The following is a 17,611-nucleotide window of genomic DNA, read 5'->3' as shown; positions in this document are numbered from 1 at the left end:
AGGGCAACGGATGTTCTTCCTGCCGGGCCCTGCAGCCTGAAACCAACCGCCCCCAAAGGAGGAAAAACCATGAGTGTGGCAGGAATAACTGAAACTGTACAATATCTGACCTTTAAACTGGCAGAGGAAATTTTTGCGTTTGATGTGGCCAAGGTCCGGGAGATTTTGGAACTGACCTCAATCACCAAGGTTCCGCAGACCCCTGATTTCATGCGGGGGGTCATCAACCTGCGGGGAAGCGTGGTGCCGGTCATTGATCTCCGCCTCAATTTCGGCATGCAATGCACGGAACAAACCGTCAACACCTGCATCATCGTGGTTGAGGTCAATCTCAACCGGGAAATCCTGGTGCTCGGCGTTCTGGCGGACTCGGTGCAGGAAGTGGTCGAGATGGAGCCGGACCATATCGAGCCGCCCCCCCAGTTGGGCGCCAAGCTGAACACGGAATTTATTAAAGGAATGGGTAAGGTGGAAAATACTTTTGTCATGATTCTGGATATCGACAAAGTTTTTTCTTCGGAAGAACTGTCCGACTTCCAGGGAAACACCGCCGCCTGAAAGGGCGGGCGGGTTTTGCTCATTGCAACAACCACTAACCAAACGGGCAGCGGCATGACGCTTTATTCACCTGCAAAAATGAAGGATAAGCAGTTCAACCTGTTCAGTTCGTTTATCTACGAACAGGTCGGCATCCAGCTGCCGCCCGGCAAAAAAACCATGCTTGAGGCGCGACTGCAGAAGCGCCTCAAGGCTTTGGCCATCGACACCTTCGAGGCCTACGGCGCCTTCGTCTTCAGCCCGGAAGGCAGGCAGGCGGAGCTGGTGCATCTGATCGATGTGGTCACCACCAACAAGACCGACTTCTTCCGCGAACCAGGCCACTTTGACTATCTGACCCAAAAAGCGGTGCCGACTCTCCTGGAGCAGCGAAAGAGCCACCCCTCGCACCCCCTGCGGATATGGAGCGCCGGCTGCTCGAGCGGCGAGGAGCCCTATACCCTAGCGATGGTCCTGGCCGAATTCGCGGCCGCGAACCACGGCTTTCGCTATTCCATCCTGGCCTCGGACATCAGCACCCGAATCCTGGAGACCGCCAGAACCGCCGTGTACCCTGAGGAGCGGATAGCGGGCATCGCCATGAATATCAAGAAAAATTACCTTCTGCGCAGCAAGGACCGACATCGCGCTTTGGTTCGGGTCTGTCCGGAGCTTCGCTCGCAGGTCGCTTTCCGCAGGATTAATTTTATGGATCCCGATCTCGGAATTGCCGAAAAGATGGACATAATTTTCTGTCGCAATGTGGTTATTTATTTCGACAAACCCACCCAGCAGGAACTGATGCGGAAATTCCACCGGCAGCTTCGGCCCGGCGGTTTTCTCTTTCTTGGTCATTCCGAGACGCTCAACGGCATTGATGTCGATTTTGCCACTGTGGGATCAACCGTGTATCAAAAACCATGAAACACATCATTGCTGAACATCATGGCAACGCCTTCCTTAAACCCGGCGAGGCCATTGTTTCGCCCGATCCTATCCTGGTGAGCACGGTCCTAGGATCATGTGTAGCGGTCACCATGTATTCTCCGGCAAAGGGAGTGGGAGCCATCTGTCATGCCATGCTGCCCAACAATCTTAAGCAAAACGACGATTTGCACTATGTGGATACGGCAGTAAGCTATCTTTACCACAGGATGACCGAGTATGGCGGTCTCTCCGATCTGGTGATCAAACTCTTCGGCGGGGCTCAGGTCCTGGCCGGCGGCCATTCCACTGCCACCAGAAAGTCGGTGGGCGAACAGAATGTCATCCAGGCAAAAATTACCCTGGAGCAGTTGGGCCTGCGGATTGCGAAAACCGATATCGGTGGGCCATTGGGTCGGAAAATGTTTTTTTCGATGAAAACCGGCGATGTCTATCTGCGCAAACTCAAGGTCAACGGAATTGCCTGTATTTGCACGCAAGGGATAATGCAATGAACAAAATCAAAGTCCTGGTGATCGACGATTCTGCCCTGGTCCGGCAGACCCTGTGTGAAATCCTCAATTCCGATCCCGAGATTGAAGTGGTCGGCGCCGCGGCCGACCCGTTTCTGGCGGCGGAGCGCATGCGGACCGTAGTGCCCGATGTGATTACGCTGGATATCGAGATGCCGCGTATGGACGGGTTGACCTTCCTGCAAAAACTCATGAACCAGCATCCCATACCAGTGGTGATGTGCTCCAGCCTTGCCGACGGAGGGAGCGAATCGGCACTCAAGGCCATGGAATACGGGGCCGTGGATATCATCACCAAACCCCGCATGGGCACCAAGCAATTCATCGAGGAATCCCGCATCATGATCTGCGATGTGGTCAAGGGGGCGGCCGCCACCCGGCCCGGCCACGTCCGCCCCGCACGCAGCACTTTAAAGGAGATCTCGCCCAAATATTCCGCCGATGTGATCATGGACAAGCCCAACTCCAAGGCCATGCTGCAGACCACAGAGAAAGTGGTGGTGGTCGGCGCCTCCACCGGCGGCACCGAGGCTTTGCGGATTTTTCTGGAATCATTGCCCGAGGATGCGCCGGGGATCGTGATTGTGCAACACATGCCGGAAAATTTCACCGCCGCCTTTGCCCGGAGGCTCGATTCCCTCTGCAGGGTAACGGTCAAGGAGGCGCAGGATAATGATACCGTGGTGCGCGGACGGGCCTTGATCGCCCCCGGCAATCACCACACGCTGCTGAAACGTAGCGGCGCCCGGTATTATGTTGAGGTCAAGGACGGGCCGCTGGTCTCCCGGCATCGTCCCTCGGTGGATGTGCTTTTTCGTTCCGCCGCCCGGTATGCGGGAAAGAACGTGGTCGGGGTGATCATGACCGGCATGGGCGATGATGGGGCTCGCAGCATGAAGGAAATGTTTGACGGCGGGGCAGTGACCATCGCCCAGGATGAAGCCACCTGCGTGGTCTTTGGCATGCCGGCTGAGGCGATCAAGCATGGAGGGGTTCACAAAATATTGCCCTTACAGCAGATTGCCCCCGAGGTTCTGCGCTTGTGTACCTGAGAGACCGAGGGAGTTGGAACTTGAAAACCTTACGGTTCAGGTTGATGAGACTGTAGCCTCTTGAGCTGCGGGGACCAATCCGCCCGAACTCCGGTCGCAGGTTTGCGATGGCGCGATAAAAACTGATTTGCATTTGCATTCAAGATGGCATTTTTTCCGGTGCGCACGGCGCACCCTACGGCAAGTGCTAACTTGTTGGCCGGCGAGAAAGGTATTGCAGAGCCACTGACGACACGGTTTCGAGCTCGAATTCGAGCACATGAGGTTTATATGAAAAAAATCAGCATATTAATTATTTGTGACAACTTTTTCCATCGGGAAACGATAAAGAGCATCCTGGCGCCGATCAAAGCGGACCTGTTTGAGATGTCGACCGTAGACGATAGTCTGTTGATTCCAGAAGGTGTCGCCCCTGATCTTATAGTCGCCATCCTCAAGGAATCGCCTCTGTATCAGTTCCGCATCTGTTCCCTATTAAGAGAGAACTCGTTGTGCATGAACATTCCCGTGATTCTTATGGGATCAGCTGATACGGAAAGAAATGTCAAGAATAGCTATTCTGCCGGTGTCTTTGCGTATATTGATCTCAAAGAGGCTATGATCAAGCTTATTCCCGCAATTGAAAAAATCTTTCGAGAATATTCCGAGCAATCAGCAGAAATACGGATTCTCGTCGTCGATGACTCGAGTTCCATGCGTCTGTTGCTTGAGGATGAACTTTCCAGGGAAGGGTATCGGATAGCAACGGCAGAAGATGGCGAGCAAGCCCTTGAAATCATCCGCAGCAACCCTCCCGCCCTCATCCTCTCCGATGTGTACATGCCCAAAATGAGCGGACTTGAACTTTGCGAAATCCTGCATGGCGATCCCCTCTATTCCGAGATTCCTTTTGTGGTCATGAGTTCTGAAAATGATGCCGAGAATATGCGGCGGATGATGCTGTACGGTGCGGCCGCGTTCATCGTCAAGCCCTTTAATGTCGAACAAGTAATGTTGACCTTGAACAAGATTGTTTCCTACAAGTTTCTCCTGCTGCGAAAAGAAAAAGAGCGTCTCGCCGGTGAACAGAAATTAATGATAGCAGGAATAGCCGGCCTGGTGAAAGCGCTGGAAGCCCGCGATAAGTACACCTGCGGCCACTCGGAAAGAGTCGCTTTTATTCTGGCCGGTCTGGTGGAATACTCGGGCGGGACCTCCTACGATGTGGAACGGGCTCTGGTCGCCGGCCGACTTCACGATATCGGCAAAATCGGCATAAGGGATAATGTGCTCTTGAAACCCGGACGCCTCAGCTACGACGAATTCGAACATATTCAACAACATCCCTTCATTGGCGCCTCAATCATAAAAACAATCCCCAGTATTGCCGATGTCCTTCCGGTGGTGATTTCTCACCATGAACGCATGGATGGCAATGGCTACCCCCAAGGTTTGAAGGGGCTTTCCATCCCCCTGTGGGCTCGGATGACGGCGGTCGCCGACACCTATGACGCCCTGTCCAGTGACAGGTCCTACAGAAAAGGCGTGTCCCACATCAAAGCCCTCGACATTATCAAAAACGCCTCGGGTTCCCAGCTCTGCCCTGACTGCGTCAGACTTTTTTTCGATTGGGACTGTCAGAGAGAATTGGATAACAACAAAGTGGGGTTTGTCGATTCAAAATCGGTTTCCGTCATTGCGGCTCAGGAATAAATCATGTAATTTCAACGAGTTAATGAATGAAGCCTGCGCTGGAGTGACCTTGCGTCGAGCTCTTTGCGAATTCATCAACCCTGGTACTATTACCTGTTGCTGTCTGGGTACTATTACCTATAATGGAAAATAGATTTGCTCCGCTGGGTGCGCCAAGCGCCTACCGTCAGAGGCGCCAAATGGCGGCTGACCACGTTTCTCAATGTCGCCCGATCACTGACCGCCGACATTGATCTGCTCAAACCGGTCCGCAAGGCCCTGCGAACAATCGAGAAACACCGCGAGGCCATTTGCGCCCGCTGGATCTCGGGGCACAACAACGCCAGAATCGAAGCGCTCAACGGCATCTTCCAGGCGGCCAAATGCAGGGCCAGAGGATATAGAAACGACGACACCTTCATCAGCATCATCTACCTGCTGGCCGCACCGATACAGAATTTACTCAAATCCACTTGATTCGTCGAAGAGCCGAATATTTTAAATACTTTTACCGCCGCAGACCCAAGCTGATATCTCACCGATTTATTGACATTAAGCGCTAGCGTCAGACCCAATTTCGCTACCCGCTATGCCACGGTTTACCTACCTGCTACGCCACACCACCTACCCGCTACGCCATGTCTATCTACCTGCTGCGCCACGCCTTCCTACCCGCTACGCCACGGATTGCTACCCGCTGTGCCACGCTTTCCTACCTGCTACGCCACGGGTTAAAGGGTTGTCCCTACCTGCTATGCCACGCTCTCTTGGCATGGAAACACATGGACCTTATCCTCGTCATCTATGGTCCATGATCCGATTGCCCCAATCTCGACCAACTCATTGAGGGCTTTCTTGAGTTGTTGGCGAAACTTGAACAACTCTTTGCAGGTGGATCGGCTCATATGGCAAATCGTGGCAATTTTAAGAGGATAAAGGTCAGCGCTGCTGTAAAGGCCATGCAACCATTTGGCGAGGCTGCTCTTGAGACACAGCCTTTTTCGCCACTCCATTGAAGTCCAACCAAGATCCAGCAATGAGCCTAAATCCGCATTTACTCGCAGGAAAAATTTATTTTTGACCGAATCGTGATAGAAATCGTAAATGAGTGGTCCACCATAAATACCCATTTTACTGAGAACCGGTTGCCGCACGTTTTCCCCGTACCGAACTTCGACAAGGCAAGCACATAACCGCCGGATGGAATTGAACAGCCAATCCAGGCCTGATTTTCCCGGCTTCTTGTTCAATGCTTTCAAAAAACCCCGTACCGAAAATTTAACCAACCCATTTGCCTTCTTTGCCGTTGACTGTTGCGCGGCAAGATGCATGGCATGAAGGATTACGTCTAAATCCCCCTGATCGAGGGCACCTCCTGTGAAAAAAATGGTCACATTTCGAAAGATAAAATTTTTCGTTTTTCCAAATATTTCCGGTGACCACGTTGCACCATGCCAAACATGGCGGATTGCAAAAAAGTGTTGGGAGCAACGTGATTTTTTTGCGCAGCCTCCGGCAGCCGTGGAATTCCATACGGCTCAACAATGCTTGGCAGTTCAGGAATTTGCTCTCTTTGGATTTCCAATTGTCCTTTCATCATTTACGCAACTGACTGCCACCATTTGTTAAATGGAATTCCTACAGAGCATAATCGAATCGCGTGCCATGTAATTTTCCGATTATGCGGATAATAGTTTCTAATTGACCAATATTCCCCGCCCTCTATTCACATGCCTTTATCATGAGTTGAGCGGCATGATCCGTCAGCTTGACATCGCTCAAGGTTCGTGGACAATGGACGCAAGATTTCACTTTGAATATTTTGAACACTATTTGATTTGCGTAAAATGACAAACTCCTGCTAAGATACGGACATCGTAATCGGCAGCCCTAGACGACTTATAAAAGATTACGTATTGGTTTTAATTGGTTATGGCAACCGCAGGATCTCTTCTTGTATTAGTTTCAACTTATTATTTTTGTGGTTTTTGAATTGCGACACTCTTCTTTTGTTATTGTCGCTTGTTTCAGAATCCAGGTGTGATTTTTTCCATTTCCTCCTGGGCAATTTGTAGCTTTGTTTTACCCCCTTCAATACTGTTTTATTCTGCTTTATTTTTTACTTCAAAAAATAAAGCAGATCAAGCGAAAATTTGGTGAACCAAGTGGAATCTCTCAGCTTTGAGAATTTGTTCAAAAAAATTAAGAAGATATCGAGAGGGAAAAATCAAAAGGGAGTGGCTCAAGCTCTTGGGATTTCTCCGCAAGCAATCACCGACGCCAAAAGGAAGAATAAAATCCCAGAAACCTGGTTCGACATGATTGAGGAAAAATTCGGGCTTTCGAAGGACGAGTTGATCCGCTATGAGGATCATTCAACAACGAGGGGTGGAGCTTTTTTGAGCCCCACTGCTTCAGGACAATATCCAGAAAAGGACAGCTACGATCAAATAATGGACGAGTTTTTCGAACTCATTAAAGAATGGCAGGTTGAAGAAAGTGGCCGGAGCACCAGAACCGCCATCGATTTTATACAAGAGTTCCCCAAGCGATTCGAAGAAATGGCGGTGTGGCAAAAAAAGCGGAAAGAAGAAAATATATTGCCCCGTATAACCGAGATTAAATTGGCGGAAGGCAATTAAGTTAGTCGCTTTGAAGGAGCCAATTATCCGCTTAATTGACACAAAGAGATAACCAGATTCATTCGGTCTGCTTTGGTCGGCGGGGATCGTGATACGCACGGGTTCCTTGGTCCTGCCGGCTATATATGGTGCAAAAACAAAAAGCAATGTGGCTCTGAATGAAACTCAGCCTGATACGTTGCTCACTCGCCTTGTATCAGCATTTACGCCTGGGTGGGAAGATGGCATTAACTTTTTGTCGCGATGCCAAATCGGGCGCGGCTTCACATCAAATTGTGCTGAGTTTTGTTCATAGCCATTAAAAGCAATGTGTTCGTCCGTGGGAATTGCCGTCAATTGAGCACGAAGGCCCGACCACCGAAGAAAGATTTCAGTATCACTGCGAAAAATGAATTTGATCGTTCCCGCGCTCCAGCGTGGAAACGCCGGGCTACGGCTCTTCGGCTCTGTGATCATGGAAAACCATCTGCATCTCGCTGCCCAAGCTCCGAGTTTGGACAATTGTACGAGCAACTCCAAGTCCTTCACGGCCGCCCGGCTCGTTGAGCAGCTAGAGGCGCGCAAGGCGGAGCGACTACTGGCTCGCCTGTGATTCGCAAAACGAGCGCACAAACACAATAGGGAATATCAGTTCTGCCAGGAAGGCACCCATGCTGAAATGATCCTGGGCGAGGAGATGGTGCGGGAAGGCGGCAGCCCCCCACCCCTTTCACCTCCGGCGGGGCTCAGGCTCTGCGGACGAGGCTGTTTTTCATTGCCACATCCACCTGATCCAGCGTAGTGACGGCGATATCCCTGATAGCATTTTGCATTGGGGTCGCCTATTATCTCTTTAATTCGATGATTCCATTGTGATTACGGACGAATATGCTCAAATTAACGGCCATAGCCAAGGGAGAGCATCAGATTTTCCGGAAAAAGGAGAGGTGTATATGAAATTCTGCACAGCAGTTTTGATCGCGATATGTTTGTTTTCCCAGGTGCTTGCCGCTGAACCTCCCCTTGTTATCGGGACAGCGGATGGCGTCCCTCTCTCGACATCAGATGGAATGGGGTTTCATGATCAGATTGTCAGAGAGGCTTTTAGACGCATTGGCCTCCAGATAGATATTGCGCACCTTCCAGCGGAAAGGGCGCTCCTGAACGCGAACGAAGGAATCGAGAAAGGGATCTATGTCAGAATTCAAGGATTGGAGAGCGAGTATAAAAATCTGAGCATTGTGCCGGAAAAAATAAGCGAGTATGAATTTGTCGCTTTTGGCAAGGACCCCAGTCTGCGCATGAACGGTTGGGATTCGTTGCAAAATTATCATGTCGGCATAGTAAATGGGTGGAAAATTCTCGAAAAAAATATCGTTGCCTGCAAAAATCTGACAAAGGTGAAAAACGCTGAAGTACTGTTTCGATCATTGGAGGAGGATAAAATTGATCTTGTAGTCTACAACAAAATCGACGGATATGGAATGATCAAAGAGTTGGGTTTGCAAGGGATTCATGCTTTGGATTCACCGTTTGCAACAAAGGATATGTTCTTGTATCTCCACAAAGACTTGGATAAGGTTATCCTGCCATTGGCTGAAGCCTTAAAAGCCATAAAGAGTGACGGTACCTACCTCAGTATAAAAAGAAATGCCTTGAGCCAATATTTACCGGAATCGGAAAAATAACGATGCAGAAACAGTTCGGTATAGGAAAATCTATTGCTTATCGATTTGTTCTCTACATTTTTTTTTGCAGTGCCTTGGTTACACTGATCAGCACGGCTGTTCAGGTATTTTTTGAGTATAGACGAGATGTTGGGCAAATTGCGATAACGGTTGACCAGATAAGAAGAGCACACGTAACAACTCTTGTGCCGCACCTCTGGATATATGATCGTTCCATGCTAGAGGCGCAGATTCAAGGGATCAAAAACCTGCCGGATGTGAGCTATGTGAGCATCCAAAAAAGCAGTGAGCAGCTGCTCGAAACGGGAATGCCGGCACAAGGAGCGTATCAATCCTATGATTTTCCCCTGACGTACAAACATCGAGGGCAGGATCAAGAACTGGGCACCCTGAAAGTTGAAGTAAGTCTACAGGGCATGCATCATCGTCTTTGGAGTAGCGTGCGTGTCATCTTCTTCACTGAAACGTTAAAAATATTTTTTGTCTCCATTTTTATATTTTTCATTTTCCATTATTTTGTTGGCAGACATCTCTACACGATGGCGGCATTTGCCCGATCTTTCAGCTTAACAAATCTTGATGATCCGCTCGTAATACAAAGGAGAGAACGCAAAGGACAGGAATATGACGAATTGAGCCTGGTTGAATCTGCGATAAACAATATGCGTGAAAATCTTATACAGGAAATAGGCGTTGCCAAATCCTCACAGGAGGCCCTTGCAAGAAGTGAAGCGCGTTTCAGGTCGCTCGTATCCAATATTCCAGGCATTGTCTACCGGTGTGCGCTATGGCCGACAAGAAAATTTGAATATATTAGTGATCTGATCGAGCAAATCATTGGATATTCCTCCCAGGAATTGTTGACAGGACAAACGAGTCTCGATTTACTCATTCACCCAGAAGATTTATTAAGAGTCAACAATGAGTTCAATGCCAGCGTCGCTGTGGGCAAGCCATATGAAATTGAATACAGGATATTTCATAAAGATGGAGGCGTTCGTTGGCTGTTTGAAAAAGGAATTGCGGTGTACGATGAAGATCACAAGCCACTTTGGCTTGATGGTGTCATCTTGGATATCACCGAAAAGAAGCGCGTTGTCCTGGAATTGCAAAAGAGCGAAGAGAGGGTGCGCCTGTTCTTTGAGCGCCAACTGGTTGGCATGGCCATCACTTCGCCCGAAAAAGGCTGGATGCAGGTGAATGGTCGTTTATGCGAAATGCTAGGTTACACCCAAGATGAACTCGCCAAGTTGAATTGGGCGGACCTGACCTATCCAGAGGATCTTGCTCCTGATTTGATCCAATTTGAGCGGTTAATCGCAGGGGAAATCGACGACTATACCATTGAAAAACGTTTCGTGCGCAAAGACGGATTGGTGATCCATACCAACCTTGCGGTGGCGTGTGTCAGACAAGCAGACGGTGCGGTTGATTATATTCTAGCCCTCCTGGAGGACCTTACAGCAAGAAAACAAGCCGAAAAAGAGCGAGAGGATGTCCAAGCTCAACTGACACAGGCGCAGAAGATGGAATCTGTCGGGCGGTTGGCGGGAGGCGTTGCCCACGACTTCAACAACATGCTTGGGGTGATTCTCGGGTACTCGGAGCTGATCTTGGAGCAGGTCGATGAAAATCAGCCGATCCATTCGGCCCTTCAAGGGATCCAACAGGCAGCGCAACGCTCGGCCGACCTCACCCGGCAGTTGTTGGCCTTTGCCCGCAAACAGACCATTGCTCCCAAGGTGATCGATCTCAACAAGACCGTGGAAAGCATGACCAAAATGCTGCTGCGACTCATCGGTGAGGATCTTGATCTTGCCTGGCTGCCGGGGAAGAATCTGTGGCTGGTTAAAATGGACCCCACCCAGATCGACCAGATGCTGGCAAATCTTTGTGTGAATGCTCGGGACGCCATAGCGGATACCGGCAAGGTCACCATCGAAACGGGCAACGTGTTTTTTGATGCAACCTACTGTGCCGGGCACACCGGTTTTATCCCCGGCGAGTTTGTGCTGCTGGCCGTGAGCGACAATGGCTGCGGAATGGCCCCCGAGATTATTTCCCACCTGTTTGAGCCGTTTTTCACCACCAAGAAAATGGATCAGGGCACCGGCCTGGGGTTGGCCACGGTCTATGGCATCGTTAAGCAGAACAACGGTTTTATCAATGTCTACAGCGAACCGGGCCAAGGCACGACGTTCAAGGTGTATCTGCCACGGTACGTACCCTTGGCTGACGAGAAACCGGAGGCTGAGGTGGCGACTCCTGCCTTGTCTGGCCATGAAACCATTTTGTTGGTGGAAGATGAGCCTATGATCCTCGATATGACCATGGCGATGCTTGAACGTCTCGGATATACCGTCCTGGCGGGGGCAACACCGGGCGAAGCCATTCGTTTGGCCAGAGAGCACGCCGGCAAAATCGACCTGCTGATGACGGATGTTGTCATGCCCGAGATGAATGGTCGTGACCTGGCGAAGAACCTCTTGACCCTCTATCCCGACCTCAAACGTTTGTTCATGTCCGGATACACCGCCAACGTTATCGCCCATCACGGTGTGCTGGATGAAGGCGTGCACTTCATCCAGAAGCCTTTTACTCTGAAAGGTTTAGCCGCCAAGGTCCGGGGGGCGCTCAGCACGGAAGCGTAAACGAGGAAGCAATGGATGGAAGGGGGAAGGCTGGTTGAGGAGCAACGGCAAGAACCACGGAAAAAAGACACCACTTCCCACCTTGTTCATCGTTCCCCGCAGAAGTCATATGAAGCGAAGGAATGTACATCACTTTGACGCCCGCCGGACGGCAGCAACTAGAGCAATTGACAGGATCCCTTAGTGTCGAGGTCTATGCTCGCCGAGATTGTAGCCTGGGCTCTCGGGATGGGCAGCCGCAAGTTCGAACGGCTGTCTCTATCGGCTGAAATCCGTATCGCTTACCCTAGAAGCAAGCGAAGCCCTCTTCTGTAACTGGTCAGGTGTATGCGGGGCATTCAAAGGTCGAGTAGACCGGAGATTCAATCGGACAGGTGAACAAAAATACTGATTGAAAAATATCGTCCTCTGAAATGAAACAGTGTGGTAAATCTAGGCGTTCTCATTGTCTGCCCCGCTGAACTACTTATCAAATGGGCGCCAGGGTTAGATGATTCGGGGATCGTTTTGTTTTCTCAAGAAGAACAAATTGTTTATCTCCTGCCTCAGTTTGAAACCACAAAATGGAGCTCATTGGCCAGCGGGGAGTACTATGAAAATATTGATCACACCACGAATGGACCGATGTATTGGTTGCCACTCCTGTTCCCTGGCCTGCGCTCGTCTGCTTCATCATCGTCTTTCCTGGGATACTGCGGGGATTCGTATTCATTCTTCTGGTGGTTTGACCACTGGATTCACCGCCGTTCATTGCGTGGCCTGCGACCCGCCTCCCTGTGCCGCCGCCTGCCCTACCGGCGCTCTTGTTCCGCGCAAGGACGGCGGTGTGGTGGTCAAAAAAAAACTGTGCAATCGCTGCGGTTCATGCGCCCCAGCCTGCCCGGTTGAGGCCATTTTTATCGATCAGGAAGGAGAGCCTTTTGTCTGCCTGCACTGCGGCCTTTGCGTCCCCTTCTGTCCACATGACTGTCTGGAACTGGCCGAGGTAAACAGCCTCCGCCTTTCATCCTCCAGCAATTCGACGGAGTCTGCATCATGAACGGGGATCACTTCAACGTTTTAATCTTTGACCTGGCCACCGGAAAAGGTGAACGCATCCAGGTGGATGGCCGCGACCAAGTAGCTGGCGGCAGTGGCCTGGCAGCCCTTCTGTTCACCCGATACGGGCAACCGGATGCCTCTTGGGATTCTCCCGGTCAGCCGCTTATTTTTACCATAGGCCCGCTCTCTGGTTACTTCCCTTTGATGAGCAAGACGATCTACGCCTTCAAATCTCCCTACCATAATCAATATACCGAGAGCCACGGCGGCGGCCGCAGTGCGATGGCACTTCGCTTGACCGGTCTCGACGCTTTGGTGCTGATTGGCCGATCACCGACGCTTTGTTTTTTTGAAGTGAGCGGCACTCATTTTCAAGTTAGGGATTGTGGTTTTCTCTGGGGTCAGGACGTGTTCGAAACCGGCAAAATTCTGCGGCGCATGAGCAAAGGATCCGGACACCGTTCCATCTTGCGTATTGGCCCGGCGGGAGAGAACGGTGCAGCCATAGCGGGTATCAATGTTGACACCTATCGCCATTTTGGACGACTGGGGGGCGGCGCGGCAATGGGGGTGAAAAACCTCAAAGCCATTATCATCCACGGCGACGCCATCTTGCCATTGCCCAAAGAGAGCCGCTACTCCAAGTTGTTTGCCGAGGTGCATAGCCAGGTCACGGACAGCGGGATGATGAAGAAATACCACGATCTCGGCACCCCGGCTAATCTCAAGACACTCAACGATCTTCAATCCCTGCCGTGGCGCAACCTCCAGGCAACGGCCGATGAGGCCGTTGATGGAATCTCTGGGGAGCGATTCGCCGATGAAGCCTTGTTGCGTAACTCAGCCTGCTCCGGATGCCCGGTAGGTTGCATTCATGTTGGATTTGTCCGGGAAAAATTTATGGACAGCCACAGATACTTGTACCGGCAGGTCAGCTATGACTATGAAACGATCTTTTCGCTGGGAACCATGTTGGGAGTGACAGATAGGTCTGCTGTGCTCACCCTCCTTGACCTGTTTGAAAAGGCTGGTATGGATGCCATGTCCGCCGGGGTAGCCCTTGCATGGGCTACTGAAGCCACGGAAAAAGGTCTCGTTTCCGTTCAAGAGACTTTGGCGCCGCTGACCTTTGGCGACTCCGCCAGCTACCAGCAGGCTGCCAACTCCTTTGGCGCCGGAGCCAACGACTTCTACCGACTTCTCGGCCAAGGTACCCTCAAGGCAGCCGAAGTATATGGTGGGAGAGATTTTGCCTGCGTGCTCGGCCAGGAAATGGCTGGTTATGCCACCGGTGAGGTGTTTTTCACAGCACAAGCACTCGGGTTTCGTCACTCACATCTGGATAGTGGCGGTTATTCGTACGATCAGCAACATGCAAACCAGGACGTAAACGCTGCGGTGGAATTTCTTGTCCGGGACGAAGCATCACGTGCCTTCATGACCTCCATGGTTGCCTGTCTTTTTGCTCGTAATGTCTATACCGATTCACTCCTGGCAGATTGCCTACAGTCGCTCGGTTATGAAAAGCTGGCCGCCACTCTACCCGAGTGCGGCAGGAATATTCAGAAGATCCGCTGGCAGACCCGTATTGCCAGCGGTTTCCACCCTGAATCGATAACTATCCCTAAACGGTTCCGTGAAATCACCACCTGGAAAGGTCCTATTGATCCACAGTATCTTCAAGCCCTGCAAACCGAGTACAGCCAGGCGATTCTTTCACTTGCCGGTAGGTGAATAAGTCCGCGCGCAACACGGTAATAATCACACCCTAGAGTGCCACATTTTTTGCAACAATCGACAAGTACAATATATTCTGTTTTGATGTTCATGTTGCGATAGATTGGAACATCTTAATCCGGCGCCTCCTGAGAGAATCAGGAGCGAGCTGCAAGGTTGCGTTTGAATCGATTAGCACCGGACACACGGAAGGCCATAAAATGCGCTTGTGGTGTCACTCTTGGCTGTTTTCCGCTCAACAGGCTAGCATAAACAGCTCGCTTATTCCTTGTTTAACATGTGATAAATTTTCTAAGGATGCAGATGAAGAGCCTCTTGAATAAGCTGACAGGTAAAAATGAAGAAGTATTGAGAACAATAGCCCATATGCCGACCAAAAGCCTACCTGTTTTAATGGACAATGATTTTGTGGGCAGGTTAACAGATGCTGATTTTATGCGCGTCGCAGTGTTTCTCGCAGAAAAAAGCCATGATGAAGGAGGCTGTCCGATTGGCGCGGTGATAATTGATAACCGGACAAGACAAATCAGAGGAAAGGGGCACAACACTCTCGTTCAAGAAAACCATCCTTACAACCACGGTGAAACTTCCGCTATTCGCGATGCTGGACGGATAGACTTTGGCAATACAACCATTTTTACTAGCTTAAGCCCTTGTGATATCTGTGCAACATTGATTTATATGAGAGGATTTAGCCGCGTAGTCGTAGGGGATGTAACGAACGCAAGTGGTAATGAATCGTTATTGCGTGAAAAAGGGATTCACGTGGAAATTTTGGAGGACAAACAGGGGATCGAGCTTTACGCTCGATTTCGGGCCGAAAAACCTGATCAAGATTTAGAAGATTGGCAAGGTCTGAGCGCCGTGCGAAAGAAGAATGAGCTAGAAAGGCAAGGATAACGAGATCAAAATTCGGCACATCGGCTAGGAGCCGGTCGGTCCTCAAGAGTCGCATCATGCAACTATTTATTATTGCTAGATCTAATTTTCAGGGTTGAAATTCAGTATAATTTTTAATTGTGTAATTTCAAATGGTTAAAATTTCGTCCGGGCCAAAGTCCGATAGGCTCCTAGATGTTTCCCATTTTTAACCGCTCTGTTCGATTAACTAACACTTCTCCCCTCCCCCAGTCAGCATCAAATGTTGTTCTTTTGGCAAACAGGGAGACTCGGCTGGATTGCACTCAACAACCAAAACCGGCCTATTGCGCATCGTCCTGCATAGCCTGGAAATGGGCCACAGCCTGACGGTCCCGTTCAAAGCCCTTGCGGTTGTTGTAACCGTTGTCGCCAAAAGGCTGTAGACGCTCTAACCACTGCGTTTTCAACATCAACAGGTGTTGTTCAAGCAATTCCTCGGGAGTTCCTTCCGGCAACACCTCCAGCACGGAAAAGGTGAAAGCCGAGGCGCCATGCTCCTTGAGATCGTGCTGCAAGGCGCGGTTGAAAACCGCTTTGCCCATCTTGAGCTGAAAGAGCTTGCTGGTGCGGGCGCCATCGACATTGACGCTGCTGTCGATGTACAGCTTGCCGTTGACTGCGTTGTGCAACTGGTAGACTCCGGCACGAGGCTGTGCCATTGCCATCATCTTTCTCGAGGGCGCCGGTTTGGTCACCAGCGGCGCACTTGGCCCGGCAGTCACCCGAGGCTGTGTGTCTTGGCCCTCCACGCATTCGCGCCAGTAGGTCGTGCCCTCTCGCCGCAACAGTTGCTCATCGACGAGCAGACGGCGGATCATGCAATAATCGTCGAAAAGAGGCCGAATCACACCGGTCACCTCCGCTTCTTGGTAACGGCGTCCGGGCTCGAAATGCAAGGCGAACTCTTCAAGTACGATACGACGCTTCTTGTATTGCGCTGGCAACCGTTCCAACAATCCATGACGGAAAAAGGTGTCCAACACCTTGCGATGGTACACATCCACGCGCTGCTCGCCCTTATCCTTGAGGACAGCGGAGACGCTCACCAGATCTTTCAGGGTGGTGTCGAGCAACGGTTCGTTGGCCTCGACAACCACGTAATACTGCTCTTTCCTGCTGCGGACGAGACCGGCCTTTTCCAACTTTTTCAGATGAAACGACACTGTCGACGGGGCCAGGGCGTGCCGTTGGGCTATCTCTTCAACGTATTGGGGCCGCTCCACCAGCGACCCGACAATAGCCAACCGCGACGCATCAGCCAGGGCTTTGATGATGGCTAAACTTTGCTCGGCATCCATATTTTTACCTCCTTTGTTTCGATTAACGTCGAAATAAAATAGATAAAAACTAACAGCCGGTCAATCTAATTCGACATCCATAGAAACAAAATCAGAAAAACAGGTGACAGCTGCTTCGAGGAAGGAGTCACCCTACGGAACCACGAACTGCCGTAGCGTTCTGCCAGCCTTAAGCTCCCGCTTCTCGCAACCAGAAGATCGTTGGCCCGGACAGGCTAGGAGTACCAGGGAGCGCCCCTTGCTCAGTCAAGATTCGCTTCCTCCCAAATCTTCTGCCCTATAGACGGCGTAGCCCTCGTAATAGTAGCTCGCGTCAATACCCTTCATATAGACTTCGATGTCATGAATGCTGTCGGTCAGGGCCTGTTGCAACAGGAACTTGATTTCAACGTCCTTGACGGGGCTACGCTCCATGGCAAGGAGATAATCATTCTTGTCAACACAACTCCAATCAACAACCTTTTGCAGTTCTTGTTTCAGGATCAGATCAAGCCAGATGCGTGTGCTGCGCCCGTTGCCCTCTCTGAAGGGGTGGGCGATGTTCATTTCCACGTACTTTTCGATGATTTCATCGAATGTCGACTGGGGCATGTTTTCAATATGCTGCAAAGCTGCCGCCAGATACATCACAGGTGCAAACCTGAAACTGCCCTTGGCAATGTTGACGGTGCGAATTTTCCCGGCAAAGTCGTAGATCTCGTCGAACAGATTTCTGTGTATCTCTGCCAGTGCCTGAAAGGTCCCAGCTTGCAGGGTGTCTAGCCTGCCGCTGGCAAAGAGGTGGTGCGCCTTTGCCTTGCTGATACGCTCTTCTCCGCGGGCGAGTTCAACCGCATCGGTGATGCCGAGTTTGTTTTCCAAGGTCATGGGAGTCTCCTTTGCCACACGAATATCCTTTCACGTCAGGCTGCTTGGGGCTTTGTAGAGGTGCGGAAAA

17 protein-coding genes are annotated in these 17,611 nt (G+C 50.8%); 12 read left to right on the top strand and 5 right to left on the bottom strand.

What is annotated here, in order from left to right; translation table 11 throughout:
* Window positions 1–69 precede the first annotated feature (69 nt).
* The 6 genes from RCH93_RS00245 (at window position 70) to RCH93_RS00220 (ending at window position 5,194) form a co-directional block, all read left to right on the top strand.
* Window positions 70–558, top strand: a complete 489-nt coding sequence (locus RCH93_RS00245) for a chemotaxis protein CheW (RefSeq protein ID WP_306545940.1) — start codon at window positions 70–72, stop codon at window positions 556–558.
* 54 nt (window positions 559–612) lie between these two features.
* On the top strand, window positions 613–1,461 hold the full coding sequence (locus tag RCH93_RS00240; RefSeq protein WP_306545938.1) for a protein-glutamate O-methyltransferase CheR: 849 nt from the start codon (window positions 613–615) through the stop codon (window positions 1,459–1,461).
* Window positions 1,458–1,976 carry a chemotaxis protein CheD gene (locus tag RCH93_RS00235; protein WP_306545936.1) on the top strand — a complete coding sequence of 173 codons (519 nt, stop codon included), beginning with the start codon at window positions 1,458–1,460 and terminating at the stop codon, window positions 1,974–1,976. The genes RCH93_RS00240 and RCH93_RS00235 overlap by 4 nt, the downstream gene beginning before the upstream one ends.
* A complete protein-coding gene (locus RCH93_RS00230) occupies window positions 1,973–3,046 on the top strand; it encodes a chemotaxis response regulator protein-glutamate methylesterase (RefSeq protein WP_306545933.1) in 1,074 nt (357 codons plus the stop codon). Before RCH93_RS00235 ends, RCH93_RS00230 begins: the two co-directional genes overlap by 4 nt.
* 270 nt (window positions 3,047–3,316) lie before the next feature.
* Window positions 3,317–4,738, top strand: coding sequence for a response regulator (locus RCH93_RS00225; RefSeq protein ID WP_306545931.1), 1,422 nt, complete (start codon window positions 3,317–3,319; stop codon window positions 4,736–4,738).
* Window positions 4,739–4,873: 135 nt separating this feature from the next.
* Window positions 4,874–5,194 carry a transposase gene (locus RCH93_RS00220; RefSeq protein WP_306545929.1) on the top strand — a complete coding sequence of 107 codons (321 nt, stop codon included), beginning with the start codon at window positions 4,874–4,876 and terminating at the stop codon, window positions 5,192–5,194.
* 275 nt (window positions 5,195–5,469) lie between these two features.
* Here RCH93_RS00220 and RCH93_RS00215 read toward each other — a convergent pair whose 3' ends face one another.
* Together RCH93_RS00215 and RCH93_RS00210 are read right to left on the bottom strand one after the other, a co-directional pair.
* Window positions 5,470–6,111, bottom strand: coding sequence for a hypothetical protein (locus RCH93_RS00215; protein WP_306545927.1), 642 nt, complete (start codon window positions 6,109–6,111; stop codon window positions 5,470–5,472).
* On the bottom strand, window positions 6,108–6,317 hold the full coding sequence (locus RCH93_RS00210) for a hypothetical protein (RefSeq protein WP_306545926.1): 210 nt from the start codon (window positions 6,315–6,317) through the stop codon (window positions 6,108–6,110). Before RCH93_RS00210 ends, RCH93_RS00215 begins: the two co-directional genes overlap by 4 nt.
* 556 nt (window positions 6,318–6,873) lie before the next feature.
* Between RCH93_RS00210 and RCH93_RS00205 the strand changes: the two genes are divergently transcribed.
* The gene (locus tag RCH93_RS00205; protein ID WP_306545924.1) at window positions 6,874–7,359 is read left to right on the top strand and encodes a hypothetical protein; all 486 of its coding nucleotides are present in this window, start codon (window positions 6,874–6,876) and stop codon (window positions 7,357–7,359) included.
* 165 nt (window positions 7,360–7,524) lie between these two features.
* Here the strand turns inward: RCH93_RS00205 and RCH93_RS00200 are convergent, their stop codons facing one another.
* Window positions 7,525–7,815, bottom strand: a complete 291-nt coding sequence (locus RCH93_RS00200) for a hypothetical protein (RefSeq protein ID WP_306545922.1) — start codon at window positions 7,813–7,815, stop codon at window positions 7,525–7,527.
* A 395-nt stretch (window positions 7,816–8,210) separates the two neighbouring features.
* Between RCH93_RS00200 and RCH93_RS00195 the strand changes: the two genes are divergently transcribed.
* From RCH93_RS00195 to RCH93_RS00170, 5 genes are all read left to right on the top strand, one after another.
* Complete coding sequence (locus RCH93_RS00195) at window positions 8,211–9,026, top strand: ABC transporter substrate-binding protein (protein WP_306545920.1); 816 nt, start codon at window positions 8,211–8,213, stop codon at window positions 9,024–9,026.
* A 2-nt stretch (window positions 9,027–9,028) separates the two neighbouring features.
* Complete coding sequence (locus RCH93_RS00190) at window positions 9,029–11,677, top strand: PAS domain S-box protein (protein ID WP_306545918.1); 2,649 nt, start codon at window positions 9,029–9,031, stop codon at window positions 11,675–11,677.
* Between the two features lie 592 nt (window positions 11,678–12,269).
* Entirely contained in the window at window positions 12,270–12,716 is a 447-nt protein-coding gene (locus tag RCH93_RS17860; RefSeq protein ID WP_373693233.1) for a 4Fe-4S dicluster domain-containing protein, read from the top strand.
* Window positions 12,713–14,452: an aldehyde ferredoxin oxidoreductase N-terminal domain-containing protein gene (locus RCH93_RS00175; RefSeq protein ID WP_306545915.1), complete on the top strand. Its 1,740-nt coding sequence runs from the start codon at window positions 12,713–12,715 to the stop codon at window positions 14,450–14,452. The genes RCH93_RS17860 and RCH93_RS00175 overlap by 4 nt, the downstream gene beginning before the upstream one ends.
* Window positions 14,453–14,758: 306 nt before the next feature.
* The gene (locus RCH93_RS00170; protein ID WP_306545913.1) at window positions 14,759–15,355 is read left to right on the top strand and encodes a nucleoside deaminase; all 597 of its coding nucleotides are present in this window, start codon (window positions 14,759–14,761) and stop codon (window positions 15,353–15,355) included.
* A 302-nt stretch (window positions 15,356–15,657) separates the two neighbouring features.
* Here RCH93_RS00170 and RCH93_RS00165 read toward each other — a convergent pair whose 3' ends face one another.
* Window positions 15,658–16,674 (bottom strand): metalloregulator ArsR/SmtB family transcription factor, encoded by a 1,017-nt coding sequence (locus RCH93_RS00165; RefSeq protein ID WP_306545911.1) that lies wholly within the window; start codon window positions 16,672–16,674, stop codon window positions 15,658–15,660.
* Window positions 16,675–16,920: 246 nt separating this feature from the next.
* Window positions 16,921–17,541 (bottom strand): protein adenylyltransferase Fic, encoded by a 621-nt coding sequence (gene fic, locus RCH93_RS00160; RefSeq protein ID WP_306545909.1) that lies wholly within the window; start codon window positions 17,539–17,541, stop codon window positions 16,921–16,923.
* Window positions 17,542–17,611: the final 70 nt, after the last annotated feature.

Origin of the sequence: Desulfobulbus sp., from assembly GCF_030824455.1 — a bacterium.
Taxonomy (GTDB): Bacteria; Desulfobacterota; Desulfobulbia; order Desulfobulbales; family Desulfobulbaceae; genus Desulfobulbus.
Note: the sequence above shows the minus strand (reverse complement) of the source record. Positions and strands in the feature narration are given on the sequence as shown.